This is a genomic window from Pseudomonas rhizosphaerae (genome assembly GCF_000761155.1).
GTDB lineage: Bacteria > Pseudomonadota > Gammaproteobacteria > Pseudomonadales > Pseudomonadaceae > Aquipseudomonas > Aquipseudomonas rhizosphaerae.
In genome coordinates, this window is sequence record NZ_CP009533.1 from 3779472 (window position 1) to 3800138 (window position 20667).

General features: G+C 63.4%; 21 protein-coding genes. 12 read left to right on the plus strand and 9 right to left on the minus strand.

Annotated elements, in window-relative coordinates; translation table 11 throughout:
- The first annotated feature begins 43 nt into the window (after positions 1-43).
- The 7 genes from LT40_RS16765 (at position 44) to LT40_RS16795 (ending at position 6839) form a co-directional block, all read left to right on the plus strand.
- The gene (locus LT40_RS16765; protein WP_043192235.1) at positions 44-1111 is read left to right on the plus strand and encodes a sensor histidine kinase; all 1068 of its coding nucleotides are present in this window, start codon (positions 44-46) and stop codon (positions 1109-1111) included.
- Positions 1108-1854 carry a LytR/AlgR family response regulator transcription factor gene (locus LT40_RS16770; RefSeq protein ID WP_043192236.1) on the plus strand — a complete coding sequence of 249 codons (747 nt, stop codon included), beginning with the start codon at positions 1108-1110 and terminating at the stop codon, positions 1852-1854. Before LT40_RS16765 ends, LT40_RS16770 begins: the two co-directional genes overlap by 4 nt.
- Positions 1855-1945: 91 nt before the next feature.
- A complete protein-coding gene (gene hemC / locus LT40_RS16775) occupies positions 1946-2887 on the plus strand; it encodes a hydroxymethylbilane synthase (RefSeq protein ID WP_043192237.1) in 942 nt (313 codons plus the stop codon).
- Positions 2884-3642, plus strand: coding sequence for a uroporphyrinogen-III synthase (locus LT40_RS16780; RefSeq protein WP_043192238.1), 759 nt, complete (start codon positions 2884-2886; stop codon positions 3640-3642). Before hemC ends, LT40_RS16780 begins: the two co-directional genes overlap by 4 nt.
- Positions 3643-3690: 48 nt before the next feature.
- A complete protein-coding gene (locus LT40_RS16785; protein ID WP_043192239.1) occupies positions 3691-4827 on the plus strand; it encodes a uroporphyrinogen-III C-methyltransferase in 1137 nt (378 codons plus the stop codon).
- On the plus strand, positions 4824-6080 hold the full coding sequence (locus LT40_RS16790; RefSeq protein ID WP_043192240.1) for a heme biosynthesis HemY N-terminal domain-containing protein: 1257 nt from the start codon (positions 4824-4826) through the stop codon (positions 6078-6080). Before LT40_RS16785 ends, LT40_RS16790 begins: the two co-directional genes overlap by 4 nt.
- Before the next feature lie 285 nt (positions 6081-6365).
- Positions 6366-6839: an Rsd/AlgQ family anti-sigma factor gene (locus LT40_RS16795; RefSeq protein ID WP_043192241.1), complete on the plus strand. Its 474-nt coding sequence runs from the start codon at positions 6366-6368 to the stop codon at positions 6837-6839.
- Positions 6840-6857: 18 nt separating this feature from the next.
- On the opposite strand, the gene LT40_RS16800 is transcribed toward LT40_RS16795, so the two are convergent.
- Entirely contained in the window at positions 6858-7547 is a 690-nt protein-coding gene (locus LT40_RS16800) for an FKBP-type peptidyl-prolyl cis-trans isomerase (RefSeq protein WP_043192242.1), read from the minus strand.
- Between the two features lie 148 nt (positions 7548-7695).
- Between LT40_RS16800 and LT40_RS21630 the strand changes: the two genes are divergently transcribed.
- Positions 7696-8442, plus strand: a complete 747-nt coding sequence (locus LT40_RS21630; protein WP_052393452.1) for an AlgP family protein — start codon at positions 7696-7698, stop codon at positions 8440-8442.
- On the opposite strand, the gene LT40_RS16810 is transcribed toward LT40_RS21630, so the two are convergent.
- Complete coding sequence (locus LT40_RS16810) at positions 8403-8903, minus strand: TIGR02444 family protein (RefSeq protein WP_043192243.1); 501 nt, start codon at positions 8901-8903, stop codon at positions 8403-8405. The genes LT40_RS21630 and LT40_RS16810 overlap by 40 nt on opposite strands.
- Positions 8904-8953: 50 nt before the next feature.
- On the opposite strand from LT40_RS16810, the gene LT40_RS16815 reads away from it, so the two are divergent.
- Together LT40_RS16815 and LT40_RS16820 are read left to right on the plus strand one after the other, a co-directional pair.
- Positions 8954-10864 carry an ATP-binding cassette domain-containing protein gene (locus LT40_RS16815; protein WP_043192244.1) on the plus strand — a complete coding sequence of 637 codons (1911 nt, stop codon included), beginning with the start codon at positions 8954-8956 and terminating at the stop codon, positions 10862-10864.
- A 97-nt stretch (positions 10865-10961) separates the two neighbouring features.
- A complete protein-coding gene (locus tag LT40_RS16820) occupies positions 10962-11594 on the plus strand; it encodes a LysE family transporter (protein ID WP_043192245.1) in 633 nt (210 codons plus the stop codon).
- A 9-nt stretch (positions 11595-11603) separates the two neighbouring features.
- On the opposite strand, the gene elbB is transcribed toward LT40_RS16820, so the two are convergent.
- Together elbB and LT40_RS16830 are read right to left on the minus strand one after the other, a co-directional pair.
- A complete protein-coding gene (gene elbB / locus LT40_RS16825; RefSeq protein ID WP_043192246.1) occupies positions 11604-12263 on the minus strand; it encodes an isoprenoid biosynthesis glyoxalase ElbB in 660 nt (219 codons plus the stop codon).
- Between the two features lie 76 nt (positions 12264-12339).
- The gene (locus LT40_RS16830) at positions 12340-12954 is read right to left on the minus strand and encodes a DedA family protein (protein WP_043192247.1); all 615 of its coding nucleotides are present in this window, start codon (positions 12952-12954) and stop codon (positions 12340-12342) included.
- Positions 12955-13223: 269 nt separating this feature from the next.
- On the opposite strand from LT40_RS16830, the gene ppk1 reads away from it, so the two are divergent.
- The gene (gene ppk1 / locus LT40_RS16835; RefSeq protein WP_043192248.1) at positions 13224-15449 is read left to right on the plus strand and encodes a polyphosphate kinase 1; all 2226 of its coding nucleotides are present in this window, start codon (positions 13224-13226) and stop codon (positions 15447-15449) included.
- 109 nt (positions 15450-15558) lie between these two features.
- Here the strand turns inward: ppk1 and ppx are convergent, their stop codons facing one another.
- The 5 genes from ppx to LT40_RS16860 form a co-directional block, all read right to left on the minus strand.
- Positions 15559-17061 carry an exopolyphosphatase gene (ppx, locus tag LT40_RS16840; protein WP_043192249.1) on the minus strand — a complete coding sequence of 501 codons (1503 nt, stop codon included), beginning with the start codon at positions 17059-17061 and terminating at the stop codon, positions 15559-15561.
- Positions 17062-17165: 104 nt separating this feature from the next.
- Positions 17166-17897 (minus strand): amino acid ABC transporter ATP-binding protein, encoded by a 732-nt coding sequence (locus LT40_RS16845; protein WP_043192250.1) that lies wholly within the window; start codon positions 17895-17897, stop codon positions 17166-17168.
- Positions 17884-18534: an amino acid ABC transporter permease gene (locus LT40_RS16850; protein ID WP_084139837.1), complete on the minus strand. Its 651-nt coding sequence runs from the start codon at positions 18532-18534 to the stop codon at positions 17884-17886. Before LT40_RS16850 ends, LT40_RS16845 begins: the two co-directional genes overlap by 14 nt.
- Positions 18531-19196: an amino acid ABC transporter permease gene (locus LT40_RS16855; protein WP_043192252.1), complete on the minus strand. Its 666-nt coding sequence runs from the start codon at positions 19194-19196 to the stop codon at positions 18531-18533. The genes LT40_RS16850 and LT40_RS16855 overlap by 4 nt, the downstream gene beginning before the upstream one ends.
- Positions 19197-19212: 16 nt before the next feature.
- Entirely contained in the window at positions 19213-19995 is a 783-nt protein-coding gene (locus LT40_RS16860; RefSeq protein ID WP_043192253.1) for a transporter substrate-binding domain-containing protein, read from the minus strand.
- A gap of 318 nt (positions 19996-20313) precedes the next feature.
- Here LT40_RS16860 and trxA point away from each other — a divergent pair, with 318 nt between their 5' ends.
- A complete protein-coding gene (gene trxA, locus LT40_RS16865) occupies positions 20314-20643 on the plus strand; it encodes a thioredoxin TrxA (RefSeq protein ID WP_043192254.1) in 330 nt (109 codons plus the stop codon).
- Positions 20644-20667 lie beyond the last annotated feature (24 nt).

The following is a 20667-nucleotide window of genomic DNA, read 5'->3' on the forward strand; positions in this document are numbered from 1 at the left end:
GCGAAGAGGCCCGCAACACACCACAGCAGCCAGGGAACCGTACATGTTCAGCAAGCCGTCGAACCCTCCCGAGCCGGACTTTTTCCTGCCCGAGCTCTGCCTGCCCCAGGCCCTGCTGATGCTGATCGTGCTGGCGCAATTGCTGGTGTTCGTACTGGTGCTGGCCGAGCCCATGAACCCGGGCTTCAACTGGGTGCGCCTGGCGCTGACCTCGCTGTTCGTGCAGTGGATCGTCCTGCTCTCGGCCGGCCTGCTCTGTGCGCTGCGACCCTGGCTGGCGCGCCTGCGTCCGGGCGTGGCGGGCGGCCTGTGCTGCGCCCTGGTGGTGGGGCTGACCCTGGCGGGCACGGCGGTGATCGACTACTTCCAGCTGAGAGGGCTCGACACGCCGACCGTGGAGGTCAACCGCTACCTGCGCCATGCCTTGATCGGGCTGATCATGTCGGCACTGATGCTGCGTTACTTCTACCTGCAGAGCCAATGGCGGCGCCAGCAGCAAGCCGAGTTGCAATCGCGCATCCAGGCCCTGCAGGCGCGCATCCGTCCGCACTTCCTGTTCAACAGTCTGAACAGCATCGCCAGCCTGGTGGTCAGCGATCCGGTGAAGGCCGAACAGGCGGTGCTCAATCTCTCCGACCTGTTTCGCGCCAGTCTCGCGCAGCCCAACAGCCTGGTGATGTGGCGTGATGAAGTCGAATTGGCCAAACGTTATTTATCGATTGAGCAATATCGCCTCGGCGAGCGTCTACAGTTGCACTGGAGGATCGAAACAATCCCGGATGATCTGCCGATCCCCCAGCTAACCTTGCAACCATTGTTGGAAAATGCGCTGGTGCATGGCATCGCCCCGTTGATTTCGGGCGGAGTGGTCAGCGTGGAGGCCGACTATAAAGGGGGAGAGTTCATATTGACCGTCAGCAATCCCTACCAAGAAGCCGCCGCAGCCCATGCGTCAGGCGGAACCCAGCAGGCACTGGCAAACATTGGCGCTCGACTTGCGGCACTTTTCGGTCCGCGTGCAAGTCTTAGCGTGAATCGCCGTGACGGTCGTCACTTCACTTGTCTACGTTATCCATGTGCGAGACTCACGCAGGAATCCAGCGCTATATGAATGTCCTGATCGTTGATGACGAACCCCTTGCCCGCGAGCGATTGAGCCGATTGGTTGGCGAGCTCGAGGGCTATCACGTGCTCGAACCCGGTGCCAGCAATGGCGAAGAAGCGTTGAGCATGATCGAGGCGCAAAAGCCGGATGTGGTCCTGCTCGACATTCGCATGCCTGGCCTGGATGGCCTGCAAGTCGCCGCCAAACTGTGCGAGCGCGACGCGCCCCCAGCGGTGGTGTTCTGCACCGCCCACGATGAGTTTGCCCTGGATGCATTCCAGGTCAGTGCCGTGGGTTATCTGGTCAAGCCGGTGCGCTCCGAACATCTGCTCGAGGCACTGAAGAAAGCCGAAAAGCCCAACCGCGTGCAACTGGCTGCCCTGACACGTCCGGCGGCCGAAGCCGGCACCGGGCCGCGCAGTCACATCAGTGCACGCACCCGCAAGGGCATCGAGCTGATTCCGTTGGATCAGGTGATCTACTTCATCGCCGACCATAAATACGTGACCCTGCGTCATGAAGGCGGCGAAGTCCTGCTCGACGAGCCGCTCAAGGCGCTGGAAGACGAGTTCGGCGATCGGTTCGTGCGTATCCACCGCAATGCCCTGGTGGCCCGCGAGCGTATCGAGCGCCTGCAGCGCACCCCGCTGGGCCACTTTCAGCTCTATCTGAAAGGCCTGAACGGCGACGCGCTGATCGTCAGCCGCCGCCATGTCGCGGGCGTGCGCAAGATGATGCAGCACCTCTAGCGATCGAGCGACCGCGCCCGGTCTGCCCGATCGGGCGCGGTCCGGCGCACAGCTGGTATCATCGTCCGCTAATTTTCAAACGGATCGATCCATGCCCATTCGCGAAGTCCGCATCGCCACCCGTAAGAGCGCGCTTGCCCTGTGGCAGGCCGAATACGTAAAGGCCCGTCTGGAACAGGCCCATCCGGACCTGCAGGTAAGCCTGGTCCCGATGGTCAGTCGTGGCGACAAGCTGCTCGACTCGCCCTTGTCGAAGATCGGCGGCAAGGGGTTGTTCGTCAAGGAGCTGGAAACCGCCTTGCTCGAAGGCACGGCCGACATCGCCGTACACTCGATGAAAGACGTGCCGATGGATTTTCCCGAAGGGCTGGGTCTGTACTGCATCTGTGAGCGAGAAGATCCCCGCGATGCGTTCGTCTCCAATGCCTGGGACAGCCTGGAAGCATTGCCGGCGGGGAGCATCGTCGGCACCTCGAGCCTGCGTCGCCAGACCCAACTGCTGGCGCGGCGCCCGGATCTGCAGATTCGCTTCCTGCGCGGCAACGTCAACACGCGCCTGGCCAAGCTCGATGCCGGTGAATACGACGCGATCATTCTTGCCGCGGCAGGCCTAATCCGTCTGGGCTTCGAAGACCGCATCACCACCAGCATCAGCGTCGAGGACAGCCTGCCTGCAGGCGGGCAGGGCGCGGTCGGTATCGAATGCCGGACGGGTGACAGCGAGATCCATGCCCTGCTTGGGTCATTGCATCATCGCGATACCGAGTTCCGCGTCAGCGCCGAGCGGGCCCTGAACAAGCACCTCAACGGTGGCTGCCAAGTGCCGATCGCCTGCTATGCGGTGCTCGAAGGCGAACAGATCTGGCTGCGCGGCTTGGTGGGCGACCCCGCTGGGCAGCGTTTGCTGCACGCCCAGGCGCGGGCACCGCTGGCCGATGCGCAGCAGCTGGGTGTGCAGGTTGCCGAGGCGTTGCTGGAGCAGGGCGCCGACGACATCCTGCGTGCCGTGTACGGCGAGGCCGGTCATCCTTGAGCCCTTGGCGCGTGTTGCTGACACGGCCCATCGACGAATGTGCGCTGCAAACTCGAGCGCTGTGCGAGGACGGAGTGTTCGCCGCAAGCTTGCCGCTGCTGGCAATCGAGCCGCTGCCGGTGAGCGAGGATCAGCGCCGGGTTCTGGCCGATCTGGATCAATACGCGGCTGTGATCGTCGTCAGCAAACCGGCCGCGCGCCTGACGCTTGAGCGCGCCCCTGCCATCCTTGGCCAGACCCACTGGTTCAGCGTTGGCGCTGCTACGGCAGCCATTCTCGAAGAGCGTGGGCTGCACGTGACGTATCCTGAAACAGGAGACGATAGCGAAGCCCTGCTGAATCTGGCCCAATTGCGCACCGCGTTGGCCGGCCCCCGCCCGCGGGTGCTGATCATCCGCGGGGAGGGTGGACGCGAGGCACTGGCCGAACACTTGCGCGACCAAGGCGTGGCGGTGGAGTATCTGCAGCTGTACCGGCGCCGCATTCCAACCTACCCGCCGGGGACCCTGGCGGCCCGTATCGCGTCGGAACGCTTGAACGCCGTGGTGGTCAGCAGTGGGCAGGGTTTTCAACACTTGCATCAGTTGGCAGGCGAGCAATGGCCGGCGATCCGCGCCCTGCCGCTGTTCGTGCCCAGCCCGCGAGTGGCTGCGCTGGCGCGTGACGCTGGCGCTTTGAATGTTGTGGATTGCCGAGGTGCCAGCACTTCGGCGTTGCTGGCGGCGCTGCGTAGGCAGGCCGCACCCAGATCGTAAGGCGCGACCGTCAGCCGGTGAGCGCGCCCCTATGCAAAGGATGGACACGTGAGCGAAACAGCCTTGCCCAAAGACGAACCGCAGAGCGCCCCCAAGGCGCCTTTCGAACAGCCAGCCGCCGCGCCGCTACGGCCCTCGGCCAACGGCAATGGCTTGGCGATCATCGCGCTGCTGCTCGCCGCTGCGGGCCTGGCGGCCGCCGGCTGGGGCGTGTGGCAGGTGCGCACGCTCACTGCCGGTCATCAGCAGCAGTCGCGGGTGATCGAAGGGCTCGCCACGCAGACCCTCACCCTGGAACACAACGAACGGCAACTCAGTGCCGACCTCGCGCAATTGCCCGATGCCACCGAACTGGAAGACCGCCACCGCCTGGTCGCGCAGTTGCAGGGCGACCAGCAGCGCTTGAGTCAGCGCCTTGAAACCGTGCTGGGTGCCAGCCGCAAGGACTGGCGCCTGGCCGAAGCCGAGCACTTGTTGCGTCTGGCCAGCCTGCGTCTGTCTGCCTTGCAGGACGTCACCAGTGCCAAGGCCCTGGTGCAGGGCGCCGACGAAATCCTTCGCGAGCAGGACGACCCGCAAGCCTTTGCGGCGCGCGAACAACTGACCCGCAGCCTGGCGTCCCTGCAGGGCACTACCCAGCCCGATCGCACCGGGCTGTTCCTGCAACTGAGCGCACTGCGTGAACAGGCGACGCAAGTTACGGCCTTGGCACCGGAATTCCAGGCTGCCGCCGAGGCTGCGCAAGGGACTTCGCCAGAGGGCGAGACTCGCTGGCGGCAATGGTGGAACAAGATTTCCGGTTTCTTCCGGGTCGACTTCAACCCCGATGACAGCATTCGTCCGCTGCTCGCCGGGCAAAGCCTGAACCAGGTTCGCCTGGCCTTGAGCCTGGCACTGGAGCAGGCGCAGTGGGCTGCGCTCAATGGTCAAGGCAAGGTCTATACCCAGGCGCTGGACGACGCGCGCAGCATCCTGGTGGCAGGGTTCAATCGCGAGAACGGCCCTACCCAGGCCATGATCGAACAGTTGACCGCGCTCAAGAGCCAGCCGGTCTCGGTGACCACGCCTGATCTGGATGCCAGCCTCAATGCCATCCAAGCCTACCTGCAGCATCGCCACACCCCGGTCGAAGGCTTGCAGAAGTCGACCCAAGCCACGCCGGACGCTGCGGAGAGCCAGCCATGAAACGGTTCTACGTGATCCTGTTTCTGGTGATTGCCGCCATGGTTGGCCTCGGCTTGGCCGTGGCCAAGCACCCTGGTTATGTATTGATCGACTACCCCCATGTAATGCGCTATGAGTCGGGTCTGTGGACCACGTTGCTGGCATTGCTAGCCCTGGTGTTGCTGGCGTTCATCGTCTATCTGCTGGTCAGCGTGGTGGTCACTTCCGGTCGCGTGGTCAACCCGTGGTCGGGGCGCAATCGCAGTCGCCGCGTGCAGACGTCCATCGAAAAAGGTCAGCTGGACCTCGCCGAAGGGCGCTGGGCCAGTGCCCAGAAACATTTGCAGTACGCCGCCGAACATGAGCGCCAGCCGTTGCTTTACTACCTGGGCGCGGCCCGTGCGGCCAACGAGCTGGGTCGCTACGAAGACAGCGACAATCTGCTCGAGCAGGCCCTGGCACGTCAGCCCCAGGCCGAACTGGCAATTGCCCTGAGCCATGCTCAGTTGCAGAGCGACCGTGGCGACAGCGACGGTTCCCTCCAGACCTTGCAAGCCATGCACGAGCGTCATCCGCGCAACGTGCAGGTGCTGCGTCAGCTGCAACGGGTTCACCAGCAACGCGGCGACTGGCCGGCCGTCGTCAAGCTGCTGCCGCAATTGCGCAAGGACAAGGCGTTACCTGCTTCCGAACTTGCCGAGCTTGAGCGACGTGCCTGGGGTGAGAACCTGAGCGTGGCTGCCCATGTACCTGGGCAAGAGCCGGGGCAGGGCGAGGCGGGCCTGGCTGCATTGGAACGCGCTTGGCAGGCACTCAGTTCGGCGCAGCGCCAGGAGCCGGCACTGGTGCTCGCCTATGCCGAGCAACTGCGCCAGGTGGGTGCCCAGACCCAGGCCGAAGAGGTTCTGCGCACTGCGCAGAAGCGCCAATACGACACGCATCTGGCGCGACTCTACGGCCTGGTGATCGGCACCGATCCTGCGCGTCAGTTGCAGACTGCCGAAGGCTGGCTCAAGCAGAACACCCACGATGCCGGGCTGTTGCTGACCCTCGGCCGCCTGTGCCTGCAGAACCGCCTATGGGGCAAGGCCCGCGACTACCTGGAAAGCAGCCTGCGCCTGCAGCGCAGCCCGGAAACTTGCGCCGAACTGGCACGCTTGCTGGCCCAGTTGGGTGATACCGAGCGCAGCAATCTGCTGTTCCAGGAGGGGCTGGGAATGCTCGACGAGCGTTTGTTGTCTGCGCCACTACCCACATCGGTGCGTACGCTCTGAAACGCTTTCACACATAATCGCTTGCCGCGCCATCCCTCCGCTGCCCACTCACAGGCGGCACAGAGGGAGGCGCCGGTAAATCGGGCACATGCCTCGATATTGCTGCGATTAAACACTTGTATGAACATTATCCGATGCGTACCTTGATGCCATTGGCGCACGGGCATAATCTCCCCCTGCATGTACATCGACATTCGCCGTCACAGACCGCGAATCGGTCCGAGCCCTGTTTCCTGTGGTACAGGATCGCGAAGCCGGGCATGACCCACAAGGGAAGCACTCATCATGTTGGAAAGCTGCAAGAATGCCCAGGAACGCTGGGGCGGAGTTCACCTGCTGATCGATCGCTGGTTGCAGGAACGCAATGAGCTGATCAAGGCATTCGATGCACTGGGCGACACGCCCCAGGCACTGGTCGAGGATCGCAAGAGGCTGCAAGATTTTTGCGGCTTGCTGGTCGACTATACGTCGGCGGGCCACTTCGAGATCTATGAGCAATTGACCGACGAGGCCAAGGCGTTCAACGACAAGCGTGGACTGGAGCTGGCCGAGACGATCTGGCCGCGCATCGACGAAATCACGCAAAAAGCGCTCGACTTCAACGACTACTGCGACAAGGGCGACTGCTCCGATGCTGCGGTCATCCTCGACAAGCTCAAGGAGCTGGGCCGGTTGCTGCACGAGCGCTTCGAGCTCGAAGACTGCCTGATCGAAGTCCTGCACAACGCTCATAAGGAAGAGTCCGTCGCCCAGGCGTGACTCGATGCAAAAGCGGCCCTACGGGGCCGTTGCCAGTAACTGGATGTCGAACGTCAACGGTGTATAGGGCGCAATCAAGTCGCCCGCGCCGTCGGCACCGTAGGCGTGGGCAGAGGCGATCACCACACGCCATTTCGCACCGGTTGGCATCTGTTGCAAGGCTGTGCGCCAACCTTCGATGACGCTGTTCAAGCGAAACCATTGTGGTTGGTTGCTTTGATCGAACACGCTGCCGTCGGGCAATCTCCCTATGTACTGAACCTGCACGCGTCCATCGGCCGTGACGGGGGCGCCTGCCCCAGGCTCCAGCACGCTGACCAGCACCCCGTCCGAGATCTCCCGTACCCCTGACTTGGCCCTTTCGCCCGCCATGAAGCGACGCTCGGCGGCCAACGCCTTTTCAATGTCCGGCGCATTGTCGGCCGGGTCAGTCTGTACCTGATGCTGAGCCTGGTACTGGGCCAGCAATTGGCCTATGCGCTCATTGCTCAGCGCCAGTGGCTCTTGCCGATACGCCTGCTGCAAGCCCTTGAGCAGGGCGTCGAGCTGAAGGTCCGGCGCGTCCACGCGCAAGCGCTCGCCCAGGCTGGCGCCGACGCTGTAGGCCAGGTCATGGGCGCCATCGGGTATACCTTGCGCAGCCTGCGCTTGCGACCAGACCCAGGACAGCGGCAGCAGGGACAACGACACCAGCAGGCGAGGCAACATCACATTCTCCAGGACAAGGCATATCGAGCATCGAGCAATTATGCCACCGACCGCGCAACAGGGCCCGGCAAGCGGGGTCAACATGTTCTGGCGGCTCTACCGGCACAGGTCTAGTATGAGCCTCTACCCATCGGCCCGGAGGTAACCCATGTCGGCTAACAAGAAGCCCGTAAACACCCCGTTGCATTTGCTTCAACAGCTTTCTGGCAGTTTGCTCGAACACCTTGAAAGCGCGTGTTCCCAAGCCTTGGCCGATGCGGAAAAACTGCTCGCCAAGCTCGAGAAGCAGCGCGGCAAGGCTCAGGAAAAACTGCACAAGTCGCGCACCAAAGTGCAAGACGCTGCCGCAGCCGGCAAGAAAAAGAAACAGGCCAAGGCACATGACTCGGTGGCCGAACTGGAGCAAGTGCTCGACGACCTCAAGGACCGTCAAGCCGAAACCCGCGCCTACATTGTCGAGCTCAAACGCGATGCCCAGGACAGCCTGAAGCTGGCGGCTGGTGTGGGCCGTGTTCAGGAGGCGGCCGGCAAGGCCATCGAAGCGCGCTCGGCCAAGCCCAAGGCAACCACCGCCACTGGGTCCAAGTCGACCAGCGCTGCGACACGTACGCCGGCCAAGACCGCCACGCCGGGTTCGGCCGCGCGTGCCGCAGCCAAGCCGGCAGCGAGCAAGCCCGCAGCCTCGCGCAGCACCACACGCAAGGCCCTCGCGGCGCCGGGTGCCGCGGTCAAGCCTGAAACCCAGGCACCTGCCAAACCCAGCGCCCGCCCTGCCAGAAAACCTGCCGCCGCCAAGTCGCTTGCCGCAGCCGTGCATTCGAGCGCAACAGAGTCCGGCGCTCCAGCTGCTGTCGGTCAGGATGACAAAGGCGGCGCGTCGTCCAGCGAAGCCTGAGTCTCCCCGGCGGCCACGCTCAGCGCTTGCAAAGCGGGGCTGACGTGCGCTGCCGGCGTCGGTAGCAATGCAGACAGCCAAGCCTTACTCGATCGATCTGTATCGAGCGGCCAGCACGCGGCCTGGTCGTGCAAACGCTGCAGCAACTGGCGCTCGGCGCTCAACTCCAAGGCCTTGATCGATTCGCGCAGCAGCGTCAGTTCGGCGTCGCGCAAGGCCTGGTCGCGCCACTGCTGGCGAAGCGTGCGCAATGGTTGCACGACCTCTTCGTGCCACGGCGTGGCGATTGCTTGCAGCAGCGCCACGCGCTCGCCCGAGCAGGCCACACCCCGGGTATCCAGCCAGGCGCCGCACAGCAGCAGGCACACATTGGCGCCCTCTGCCTGCAACTGCAGGCAGGCGGCCTCGATACCCGGTCGGGCATAGAGGTTCAAGGCAAACTTCCACAACTCATCACGCATCGTGCTACTCGCGCCAGTGGGCGAGGAAGCTGGTAGACTTCGCCGCCATTATGATCCGACTTCAGAACCTCACTTTACAGCGTGGCCCGCAGCGTCTGCTAGAAGACGCCGAGCTGACCCTGCACGCCGGTCACAAAGCCGGCCTCATCGGTGCCAACGGCGCCGGTAAATCCAGCCTGTTCGCCTTGCTGCGCGGCGAACTTGCACCCGACTCCGGTGATTGCTACCTGCCTGCCGATTGGCGCATTGCCCATATGCGCCAGGAAGTCGATACCCTCGAACGTATCGCGGTCGATTATGTGCTCGATGGCGATGTGCGCCTGCGCGAAGTGCAACATGCGCTGGCGGACGCCGAAGCCCGGCAGGACGGTGCGGCCCAGGCTCGGCTGCATGCCGAGCTCGACAGCGCCGATGGCTATACCGCCGACGCCCGCGCTCGCAAGCTGCTGGCCGGGCTGGGCTTCAGCAACGAGCAGATGGATCGTCAGGTCGGTGATTTTTCCGGCGGCTGGCGGATGCGCCTGAGCCTGGCGCAGGCCCTGATGTGCCCCTCCGACCTGCTGCTGCTCGACGAGCCGACCAACCACCTCGACCTCGATGCCATCCTCTGGCTCGAGGACTGGCTCAAGGGCTATCCCGGCACCCTGCTGCTGATCTCCCACGACCGCGACTTCCTCGACGAAGTCGTCGATCACGTGGCGCACGTCGAGCAGCAGAAGCTGACGCTTTACCGCGGTGGCTACAGTGCTTTCGAGCGCGCCCGCGCCGAACGTCTGGCGCAGCAGCAGCAGGCGTACGACAAGCAGCAGGCGCAGCGTGCGCACATGGAGAAGTACATTGCGCGCTTCAAGGCCCAGGCCACCAAGGCGCGCCAGGCCCAGAGCCGGATCAAGGCCCTGGAGCGCATGGAAGAACTGTCGGCGGCCCATGTCGACTCGCCCTTCGATTTCGTCTTCCGCGAGTCGGTGAAGATTTCCAGCCCGCTGCTCGACCTTTCCGAAGGCCGACTGGGCTACGGCGACAAGGTCGTGCTGGAGAAGGTCAAGCTGCAACTGGCACCCGGTGCACGCATCGGTCTGCTGGGCCCCAACGGCGCTGGCAAGTCGACCCTGATCAAGAACCTGGCCGGCGAGCTGACACCCATTGGCGGCCGTCTGGTGCGTGGCGAGAATCTGGTCGTGGGCTATTTCGCCCAGCACCAACTGGATTCCCTGGACAGCAAGGCCAGCCCGTTGCTGCATCTGCAGCGGCTGGCCCCCAGCGAGCGGGAGCAGACACTGCGCGACTTCCTCGGCGGCTTCGATTTTCGTGGCGCGCGCATCGACGAGCCGGTGCTGAATTTTTCGGGCGGAGAAAAGGCCCGTCTGGCGCTGGCCCTGATTGCCTGGGAACGGCCCAACCTGCTGCTGCTCGACGAACCGACCAACCACCTGGACCTGGAGATGCGCCTGGCTTTGACCATGGCCCTGCAGGAGTTCAGTGGCGCGGTGCTGGTGGTGTCCCACGACCGGCATCTGCTCAAGAGCACCACGGACGATTTCCTGCTGGTAGCCGAGGGCAAGGTCGAGCCGTTCGACGGCGACCTGGACGACTACGCGCGTTGGCTACTGGATTATCGTCAACGCCATGCCCCGGTCAGCAACACCCCGGTCAACCTGGACAAGACCGACAAGAAAGCCCAGCGCCAGGCCGCCGCGGCGCTGCGCCAGCAGTTGGCACCGCACAAGCGCCAGGCCGACAAGCTGGAAAGCGAACTGGGTGAGGTGCAGACAAAGCTCGCCACGATTGAGGCCGGCTTGTCCGACAGCGCCGTCTACGAGGCTGCGCGCAAGGATGAACTGCGCGACCTGCTTGCCCAGCAGGCCAAGCTCAAGGTTCGCGAGGGTGAGCTTGAGGAGCAGTGGATGGAAGCCTTGGAGCTGCTCGAAGACATGCAGGCGCAACTCGAGGCATTGGGCTGATACTGGGCCTTGATGCCTAGCTGCCTGCACGGGCCCATAGCCAAATTCGCTGCGCCGTTTTACCTTAGGCTGTCCCTATTCGAGCGTCGAGGTCCGTATGCTGCTGGAAACCTGGTTGGCCTTTTTGGTGGCGTGCTGGATCATCAGCCTTTCGCCGGGGGCTGGGGCTATCGCGTCCATGTCCAGTGGCTTGCAGCACGGGTTCCTGCGCGGCTACTGGAATGCGATCGGCCTGCAGTTGGGGCTGCTCCTGCAGATTGCGATCATTGCGGCTGGCGTCGGTGCCGTGCTCGCGGCGTCGGCCACGGCGTTCCAGGCGATCAAGTGGTTTGGCGTGCTCTATCTGCTCTATCTTGCGTTCAAGCAATGGCGTGCCCTGCCTGCCGACATCAGCGAGGAAGCGGGGCAGAAGCCGGCCGGCAAGGCGTCGAGCCTGGTGCTGCGAGGTTTTCTGGTGAACGTCGGCAACCCCAAGGCGCTGGTGTTCATGCTCGCCGTGTTGCCGCAGTTCATCAATCCGCACGCGCCACTGCTGGTTCAATACCTGACCATTGCCGCGACCATGGTGACCGTGGACCTGATCGTCATGGCCGGCTACACGGGACTGGCGGCCAAGGTCTTGCGCCTGTTGCGCACGCCACGTCAGCAACGGCGCATGAACCGTACCTTCGCAGGATTGTTCGTGGCCGCCGCGACGTTGCTCGCGACCCTGCGTCGAGTGCCGGCCTGAAGCCGGCCGTCAGGCCTGGGTGAGCTCGATCACCCGGTCCACCAGCTTGTTGATGCCGGCAGCGGCCTCACTGATGGTCTTGGCGCTCATGTAGGCAGGTGTGCTGACCAGCTTGCGGGCGGTGTCCTCGACGATCTCGGTCACTTCGCATTCCTGGTGAGTGCCGCCCATCTTCTCGATGGCTTGGGCGGTGTCGGCATCGGTGCCGATGGTGCAGGTCACGCCGGGTCCGTAGATCTTCGCGGCCAATGCCGGCGAGATGCAGATCAGGCCAACCGGCTTGCGCGCTTCGGCGAACGCCTCGGCCAGTGCCTGCACCTGCAGGTTGACCGAGCAGGCAGCGCCGTCGCTGGCGAAGGAAGACAGATTTTTCGCCGCGCCGAAGCCGCCGGGGACGATCAAGGCATCGAAGTCGTCGGCGTTGGCCAGGGCGATGTCCTTGACCTGGCCACGGGCGATTCGCGCCGATTCCACCAGCACATTGCGCGACTCGGGCATTTCCTCGCCATTGAGGTGGTTGATGACGTGCTTCTGGGCAACGTCGGGGGCGAAGCACTGCACTTCACAGCCGCGTTGGTCCAGGCGCAGCAGGGTGATCACGCTTTCCTGAATTTCGCTGCCGTCATAGACGCCACAGCCGGAAAGGATCACCGCGATTTTCTTGGTCATGTCGAACTCCGATTCTGTCCGCTGTTTCAGTAGCATGGATCCCGATCGGCGTCGCGTGTTCAGTTCGAGTCGGCGATCAGGGCTGTTCGTCGCTGGGCGTAGGCGTGGCTGCTGGAGGTTGCAGGCGAGCCTGGCGGGCGATGCGTGCGGCCTTGATGCGGCGACGTATCCAGAACAGGACGCCGACCAGCACCAGCGCACCCAGCACCCACAGCTCGTACTTCTTTACGTTGCCCAGCATGTGTTCCAGGAACGAGCCGAAATGGTAGGCCGCAAGCCCCAGCGCAGTGGCCCACACCGCCGCGCCAATGCCATTGAGCAAGAGGTAGCGCCGCGGCGGATAGCCCGACAGGCCGATGGCGACCGGCATGACCGTACGCAGGCCATAGACGAAGCGAAAGCTCAGGACCCAGATGTCCGGATGCCGACGAATGTGCTCCAGCGCACGGTCGCCAAGCAGCTGCCAGCGAGGTTTGCGCGCCAACAACTTGCGTCCGTGCTTGCGGCCCATGAAATACCACAGCTGGTCGCCTGCGTAGCTGCCGAAGAAGGCCACCACCACAACCATGTTGATATCCATGTAGCCACGGAACGCCAGAAACCCGGCCAGGACCAGAATGGTCTCGCCTTCGAAGAACGTGCCGAGGAACAGGGCGAAATAGCCAAAATCGTTCAGGAATTGTTGGAGCATTTTATCGATGCTGGCGAAGTGAATGCGCAGCCTAACCCGTCATGGACAGACATGAAAGTGTCCAAATGTGTCTTGTCGTGAACAATGCTTGTCAACCAGAGATCGTAGACACCATGTGGATGCGGCCGGCCTGTCATGCAAACGTCATAATCGATGCTTATAACTGTCGCGCCCCCCTTCCAAGCGTGCAGGCGCCAATGGCATCCTGACGCATTACGCGATCCGTGCCGCTCAATTGCAGAGGGCAGTTACGCCCCCGGGAACGCCAGATGAACAACGAAGCCCAGACTCAAGTCGCTCTCACCCAAGATCAGCCGGTGGTCGAAACCCCGGTAGAAGCGCCGTTGGTCATAGAAGCCATCGTCGAACCCGCGCACCCGAGCGAGGCCCTCGCGCCGGCGCCGCACATCGTCGTGCCGGGGCTGGACGACAGCAGCCTGTACATTCATCGCGAGCTGTCGCAATTGCAGTTCAACATCCGCGTGCTGGAACAGGCTCTGGATGAATCTTATCCGCTGCTCGAGCGGCTCAAGTTCTTGCTGATTTTTTCCAGCAACCTCGACGAGTTCTTCGAGATCCGCGTGGCGGGGCTGAAGAAGCAGATTACCTTCGCCCGCGAGCAGGCTGGCGCCGATGGCCTGCAGCCGCATCAGGCACTGGCCCGAATCAGCGAGTTGGTGCATGGCCATGTCGATCGCCAGTACGCGATCCTCAATGACATCCTGCTGCCGGAGCTGGAGAAGCACCAGGTTCGCTTCATTCGCCGGCGGCACTGGACGACCAAGCTCAAGACCTGGGTGCGCCGCTATTTCCGCGACGAGATCGCACCGATCATCACCCCCATCGGCCTCGATCCCACGCACCCGTTCCCGCTGCTGGTGAACAAGAGCCTGAACTTCATCGTCGAGCTCGAGGGCATCGACGCCTTCGGCCGTGATTCGGGGTTGGCGATCATACCGGCGCCGCGCTTGTTGCCCCGCGTGATCAAGGTGCCCGAGGATGTCGGTGGGCCGGGTGACAATTTCGTCTTCCTGTCCTCGATGATCCATGCCCACGCCGATGACCTGTTCCAGGGCATGAAGGTCAAGGGCTGCTATCAGTTCCGCCTGACCCGCAACGCCGACCTGTCGGTCGACACCGAAGACGTGGAAGACCTGGCGCGCGCCCTGCGCGGCGAGCTGTTTTCGCGGCGCTACGGTGATGCGGTGCGCCTGGAAGTGGCCGACACCTGCCCCAAGCACCTGTCCGACTACCTGCTCAAGCAGTTCAACCTGTCCGAGACCGAGCTGTATCAGGTCAATGGCCCGGTCAACCTGACCCGCCTGTTCAGTATCACCGGCCTGGACAGCCATCCGGAGCTGCAGTACCTGCCGTTCACGCCACAGATTCCGAAATTGCTGCAAAACAGCGAGAACATCTTCAGCGTGGTCAGCAAGCAGGACATCCTTCTGCTGCACCCGTTCGAGTCGTTCACGCCGGTGGTCGACCTGCTGCGCCAGGCCGCCAAGGACCCTCATGTGCTGGCCGTGCGGCAGACGCTGTACCGCAGCGGTGCCAACTCCGAGATCGTCGATGCGCTGGTGGACGCCGCCCGCAACGGCAAGGAAGTCACCGCGGTCATCGAGCTGCGGGCGCGCTTCGACGAGGAATCCAACCTGCAACTGGCCAGCCGCCTGCAGGCAGCCGGCGCAGTGGTGATCTATGGCGTGGTGGGGTTCAAGACCCACGCCAAGATGATGCTCATTCTGCGTCGCGAAGCGGGCGAGATCGTGCGCTACGCGCACTTGGGCACCGGTAACTATCACGCCGGCAACGCCAAGCTGTATACCGACTACAGCCTGCTGACCTCGGACGATGCGCTGTGCGAAGACGTCGGCAAGCTGTTCAGCCAGTTGATCGGCATGGGCAAGACGCTGCGCATGAAAAAGTTGCTGCACGCACCCTTCACGCTGAAGAAGGGCATGCTCGACATGATCGCGCGCGAGACCCAGTACGCGGTCGACGGCAAGCCGGCGCACATCATCGCCAAGTTCAACTCGCTGACCGATCCGAAGATCATTCGCGCGCTGTACAAGGCGAGCCAGTCGGGCGTGCGCATCGATCTGGTAGTGCGCGGCATGTGCTGCCTGCGGCCGGGCATTCCCGGAGTGTCGCACAATATCCATGTGCGCTCGATCATCGGACGGTTCCTGGAGCACACGCGGGTGTTCTACTTCCTCAACGGTGGCGAGGAGCAGATGTTCCTGTCCAGTGCCGACTGGATGGAGCGCAACCTCGACAAGCGCGTCGAGACCTGTTTCCCGGTCGAAGGCAAGAAGTTGATCATGCGGGTCAAGAAGGAGCTGGAAAGCTACCTGACCGACAACACCCACTCCTGGATCCTGCAGGCCGACGGGCGCTACGTGCGCAACACCCCGACCGGCAACCAGAACGCCCGCAGCGCGCAGGACACCCTGCTGGAGCGGCTGAGCAACCCGATCTTGCCGGTGCGCTAGCGGCCAGCAAGATCGGCAGTGCCCCCTTCGCGGGCAGAGACCCGCTCCCACAGGGATCGCATTCCAATGTGGGAGCGGGTCTCTGCCCGCGAAAGGGCCTGTGCGGTCTTCAGCGAACGGTCAGGGTGAAGCCCACCCGAGTCAGCCATTCGGCTTCCTGGGCGAAGTCGGCCTGGGTCAACTGGTTGTTTTCCAGCCAGCCATCGGGGAACACTACATCCAGGCTCTTGGCCTTGGCATGCAGGGACACCGCCGGCATCTCCTGGGTGCCACGGATGTGGTGGAACAGGATGGCGAAGCGCAGCAGCACGCACAGGCGGATCAACTGCATCCCGTCGTCGCCGAACTCGGCGAACTTGTCCTTGGGGATATTGCGTCGGTGGCCGCGCACCAGCAGGGCCAGCATCTGCTGGTCTTCACGCGAAAACCCGGCCAGGTCCGAATGCTCGATCAGGTAAGCGCCGTGCTTGTGGTAATGGTAGTGGGCGATGTCCAGGCCGATCTCATGGACCTTGGCCGCCCAGCCCAATAGTTCGCGCCAGACACCGTCTTCCAGCTCCCAGTCCGCCGCCACCTGATCGAAGGCATGCAAAGCCTTGCGCTCCACGCGCTCGGCCTGCTCGACATCGACGTGATAGCGGGTCATCAGCGAACTCAAGGTGCGCTCGCGCACGTCCTCGTGGTGATGACGACCGAGCAGGTCGTACAGCACGCCCTCGCGCAGGGCGCCATCGCAATGGTCCATGCGTTGCAGGGCGAGCGCATCGAAGATCGCCTCGAGAATCGCCAACCCGGCCGGGAAAATGGTTCGGCGGTCGGGCTTGATGCCCTCGAAGTCGATCTTGTCTACGTCGCCCAGCTTGAACAGCTTGCGCTTGAGCCAGGCCAGGCCGTCGGCGTTGACCTCGCCGCTGCCCTGACCGCCGGCCTTCAGTGCCAGGCCGATGGCGCGGATGGTGCCGGACGAGCCGATGGCCTCGTCCCAACTGAGCCGATGCAGAGCGTTTTCGATGCTCATGATCTCCAGACGCGCCGCCGTGTAGGCCTGGGCATAGCGGGCGGGGGTGATCTTGCCGTCGCGGAAGTAGCGCTGGGTGTAGCTCACGCAACCCATCTGCAGGCTTTCGCGCAACAAGGGCTCGAAACGCTGGCCGATGATGAATTCGGTACTGCCGCCGCCGATGTCGGCGACCAGGCGCTTGCCCGGCGTGTCGGCCAGGGTATGGGAAACGCCCAGATAGATAAGGCGGGCTTCTTCGCGGCCGGAGATGACCTCCACCGGATGGCCGAGGATCTGCTCGGCGCGGACGATGAATTCGTTGCGGTTGCGCGCTTCGCGCAGGGCATTGGTGCCAACGATGCGCACGGCGCCCAGGGGCAGGCCGTTGATCAGTTGGGCAAAGCGCTTGAGGCAGTCCAGGCCGCGCTGCATCGACTCTTCGCTGAGCTGGCGCTCTTCGTCGATGCCGGCGGCGAGCTGGACCTTTTCCCCCAGGCGCTCGAGGATGCGGATTTCATTGACGTGGGCCTTGGCCACCACCATATGAAAGCTGTTCGAGCCCAGGTCGATGGCGGCGATCAGGGACAGGTTCTTGGCTTTGGTCTGCGGCATGGTCAAAGGATCTCGGTCGTTAACCCCCGCATCGTGCCACGATCAGGCGACGGCGCCAACGCGCCATCCTGATCTTTGCCCCCAGGCCCGAGCCCAGGCGAGCTTCAAGCCGGTTGCATACCGATGAACTGCGCCAGCTCAGGCGTGCGCGGATTGACGAACAACTCCTTGGGGTCGCCCACTTCATGCACCTTGCCGTGGTGCATGAACACCAGCTTGTCCCCGACTTCGCGGGCGAAGCGCATTTCATGGGTGACCATGATCAACGTCATGCCGTCTTCGGCCAGCTTGCGCACCACGCTGAGCACTTCGTTGACCAGCTCCGGGTCCAGCGCCGAGGTGATCTCGTCGCACAGCAGCACCTTGGGCGACATGGCCAGTGCCCGGGCAATCGCCACGCGCTGTTGCTGGCCGCCGGACAGCCGATCGGGAAACGCATCGAACTTTTCCCCCAGACCGACGCGCTCGAGCATCTCGCGGGCCAGCTCGCGGGCGCGGGCCTTGGGCACCTTCTGCACCACCTGCGGGGCGAGCATGACGTTCTCGCCCACGCTCAGGTGCGGGAACAGGTTGAACTGCTGGAACACCATGCCGACCTTCTGGCGCAGGCTGCGCAAATCGGCGCGCGCGGCATCCAGGTATTCACCATCGACTTCGATGACGCCGTCGTTGATCGATTCCAGGCCGTTCAGGGTGCGCAGCAGGGTGCTCTTGCCCGAACCGCTGCGGCCGATGATCGCGACCACCTGACCTTCGTCCACACTCAGGTCGATGCCCTTGAGCACGTGATGATCGCCGTAGTACTTGTGCAGGGCGGAAATCCTAAGCAGCGGCATGCAGCCTCCTTTCCAGATAGCGGGCACTGAGCGACAGCGGGTAGCACAGGGCGAAGTAGCCCAGGGCGACGAAGCCGTAGACCATGAAGGGTTCGAAGGTGGCGTTGGCCAGCATGCTGCCGGTCTTGGTCAGCTCGGTGAAGCCGATGATCGAGGTCACCGCGGTGCCCTTGACCACCTGCACCGAAAAGCCCACAGTCGGCGCCACGGCGATGCGCAAGGCCTGGGGCAGGATCACGTAGCGCAGTTGCTCGGTGCGGGTCAGTGCCAGGCTGGCCGAGGCTTCCCACTGGCCGTTGCCGATGGACTCCACGCAACCGCGCCAGATCTCGGCCAGGTAGGCGCTGGTGAACAGCGTCAGGGCCAGGGCCGCGGCCACCCAAGGCGAGATGTCCACGCCCATCAGCGCCACGCCGAAGAACACCAGAAACAGCTGCATCAGCAGCGGCGTGCCCTGGAACACTTCAATGTAGCAACGCGCGAGGGTGCGCAGTGGATGCATGGGCGAGATACGCAGGGTCATCACCAGCAAGCCGATCAGCCCGCCGCCGATGAACGCCACCAGGCTCAAGGCCAGGGTCCATTGCAGGCCGGTGAGCAGATTGCGCACGATGTCCCACAGGGTGAAATCCATCAACTGTTCCTCATGATGAAACGCCGACCCAGCCAGTTCAGCAGCATGCGGATCAGGATCGACATGGCCAGGTACACCAGAGTGGTCAGCACATACGTCTCGAAGGCGCGGAAATTACGCGACTGAATGAAGTTGGCGTAGAAGCTCAACTCCTGCGTGGCGATCTGCGAACACACCGCCGAACCCAGCATGACAATGATGATCTGGCTGCTCAGCGCCGGCCAGACCTTGGCCAGCGCAGGCTGAAGGACCACGTAGCGGAAGGCTTCGAACCGACTCATGGCCAGGGCCGCCGACGCTTCGAGCTGGCCCTTGGGTATGGCCTGGATGCCGGCACGGATGATCTCGGTGGAATAGGCCCCCAGATTGACCACCATGGCCAGCACCGCGGCCTGCCATTCGCTGATCTGCACGCCCAGGCTGGGCAGGCCGAAGAAGATGAAGAACAGCTGCACCAGGAAGGGCGTGTTGCGGATCAACTCCACGTAGACCCCGAAGAGGCCGGCGAACGGCTTGATCTGCCAGGCCCGCACGGCGCCGCCGACGATGCCCACGGACACCCCGAGCAGCGCGCCGATGGCGGTCAGCTCAAGGGTGAACAGTGCCCCCTTGAGCAGCAGGTCGGCCTGGGCGAGTACCGGGGCGAAAGCGAACTGATAAGCCATTGCGTACGCTCGACAATCAGAGATCGGCGGGCAGCGGCTGCTTCAGCCAGGTCTGCGCGTTCTTTTCCAGGCTGCCGTCTTTCTTGCCCGCGGCAATGATCTCGTTGACCTTGGTCAGCAGCTCGGGCTGTTGCTTGTTGATGCCCACGTACACCGGGGAATCCTTGAGCTTGATCTTCAAGGCTGGAATGCGCTTGGGGTTCTTCTCCGAGATGGCCACCATCACCACGTTGCCGCTGGCGATCAGATCGGTCTGACCGGCGAGGTAGGCGGCGATGGTCGAGTTGTTGTCTTCGAAGCGCTTGATGGTCAGGCCTTCGGGGGCGACCTTGCTCAGCTCGATATCCTCGATGGCGCCACGGGTCACGCTGATGGTCTTGCCCTTGAGGTCGTCGAGGTTGGCGACCGGTGCTTCCGGCGGACCGAACACGGCCAGGTAGAAGGGCGCGTAGGCACTGGAAAAATCGATGACCTGCTCACGTTCGGCGTTCTTGCCCAGGCTCGAGATGACCAGGTCGACCTTGCCGGTGGTGAGGTAGGGAATGCGGTTGGTGGAGTTTACCGGGGTGAGCTGCAGCTTCACCTTCAGTTGATCGGCGATCAGCTTGGCCGTGTCGATGTCCAGGCCACGCGGCTGCATGTCGGGACCGACCGAACCGAAGGGGGGGAAGTCCTGCGGCACGGCGACACGCAGGGTACCGCGCTCGGTGATGTCGCTCAGGCCATCGGCGTGGGCGACCTGGCCCAGCATGAGGCTGGCGACCAGGGCAGTGAACAGCAAGCTGCAGCGCGAAATCATGGCAATACTCCGATTACGGTCGAGTCGAGGTTGCCAGGGTGGTAGCACAGCGCGTGCCAGAATGGGGCAGGGCACGGGCCGTGCCGCGTGGCGATGCGAATCGGGTCGCGAGGGTTGCCCAGTTGTGGTCCCGGCGCGCACCGTTGCGGAGCGCGGCAGCCCAGCCCTACGGTCACTCCTGGTGCATCGCACAGGGTTCCATTGGCTGTATCACCACTGTTCATAGTGATGATCAATGATCATCGGCTTCCTGTAGCAGCGCTGTGCCGCTATGATGGGCCACGTTTTTCTTTCCGAATATGACCACGGAGACACTCCATGAGCAGCGACCTTATCAAGCACGTCAGCGACGCCAGCTTCGAAGCAGATGTACTCAAGGCTGACGGCGCTGTACTCGTCGACTACTGGGCCGAGTGGTGTGGCCCGTGCAAGATGATCGCCCCGGTCCTCGACGAGATCGCCGAAACCTACAAGGGCAAGCTGACCGTCGCCAAGCTCAACATCGACGAGAATCAGGAAACCCCGGCCAAGCACGGCGTGCGCGGCATCCCGACGCTGATGCTGTTCAAGAACGGCAACGTCGAGGCGACCAAGGTCGGCGCGCTGTCCAAGTCGCAGTTGGCAGCCTTCCTGGACGCCAACATCTGATACCCCAAAGGCCCCGCATTCGTC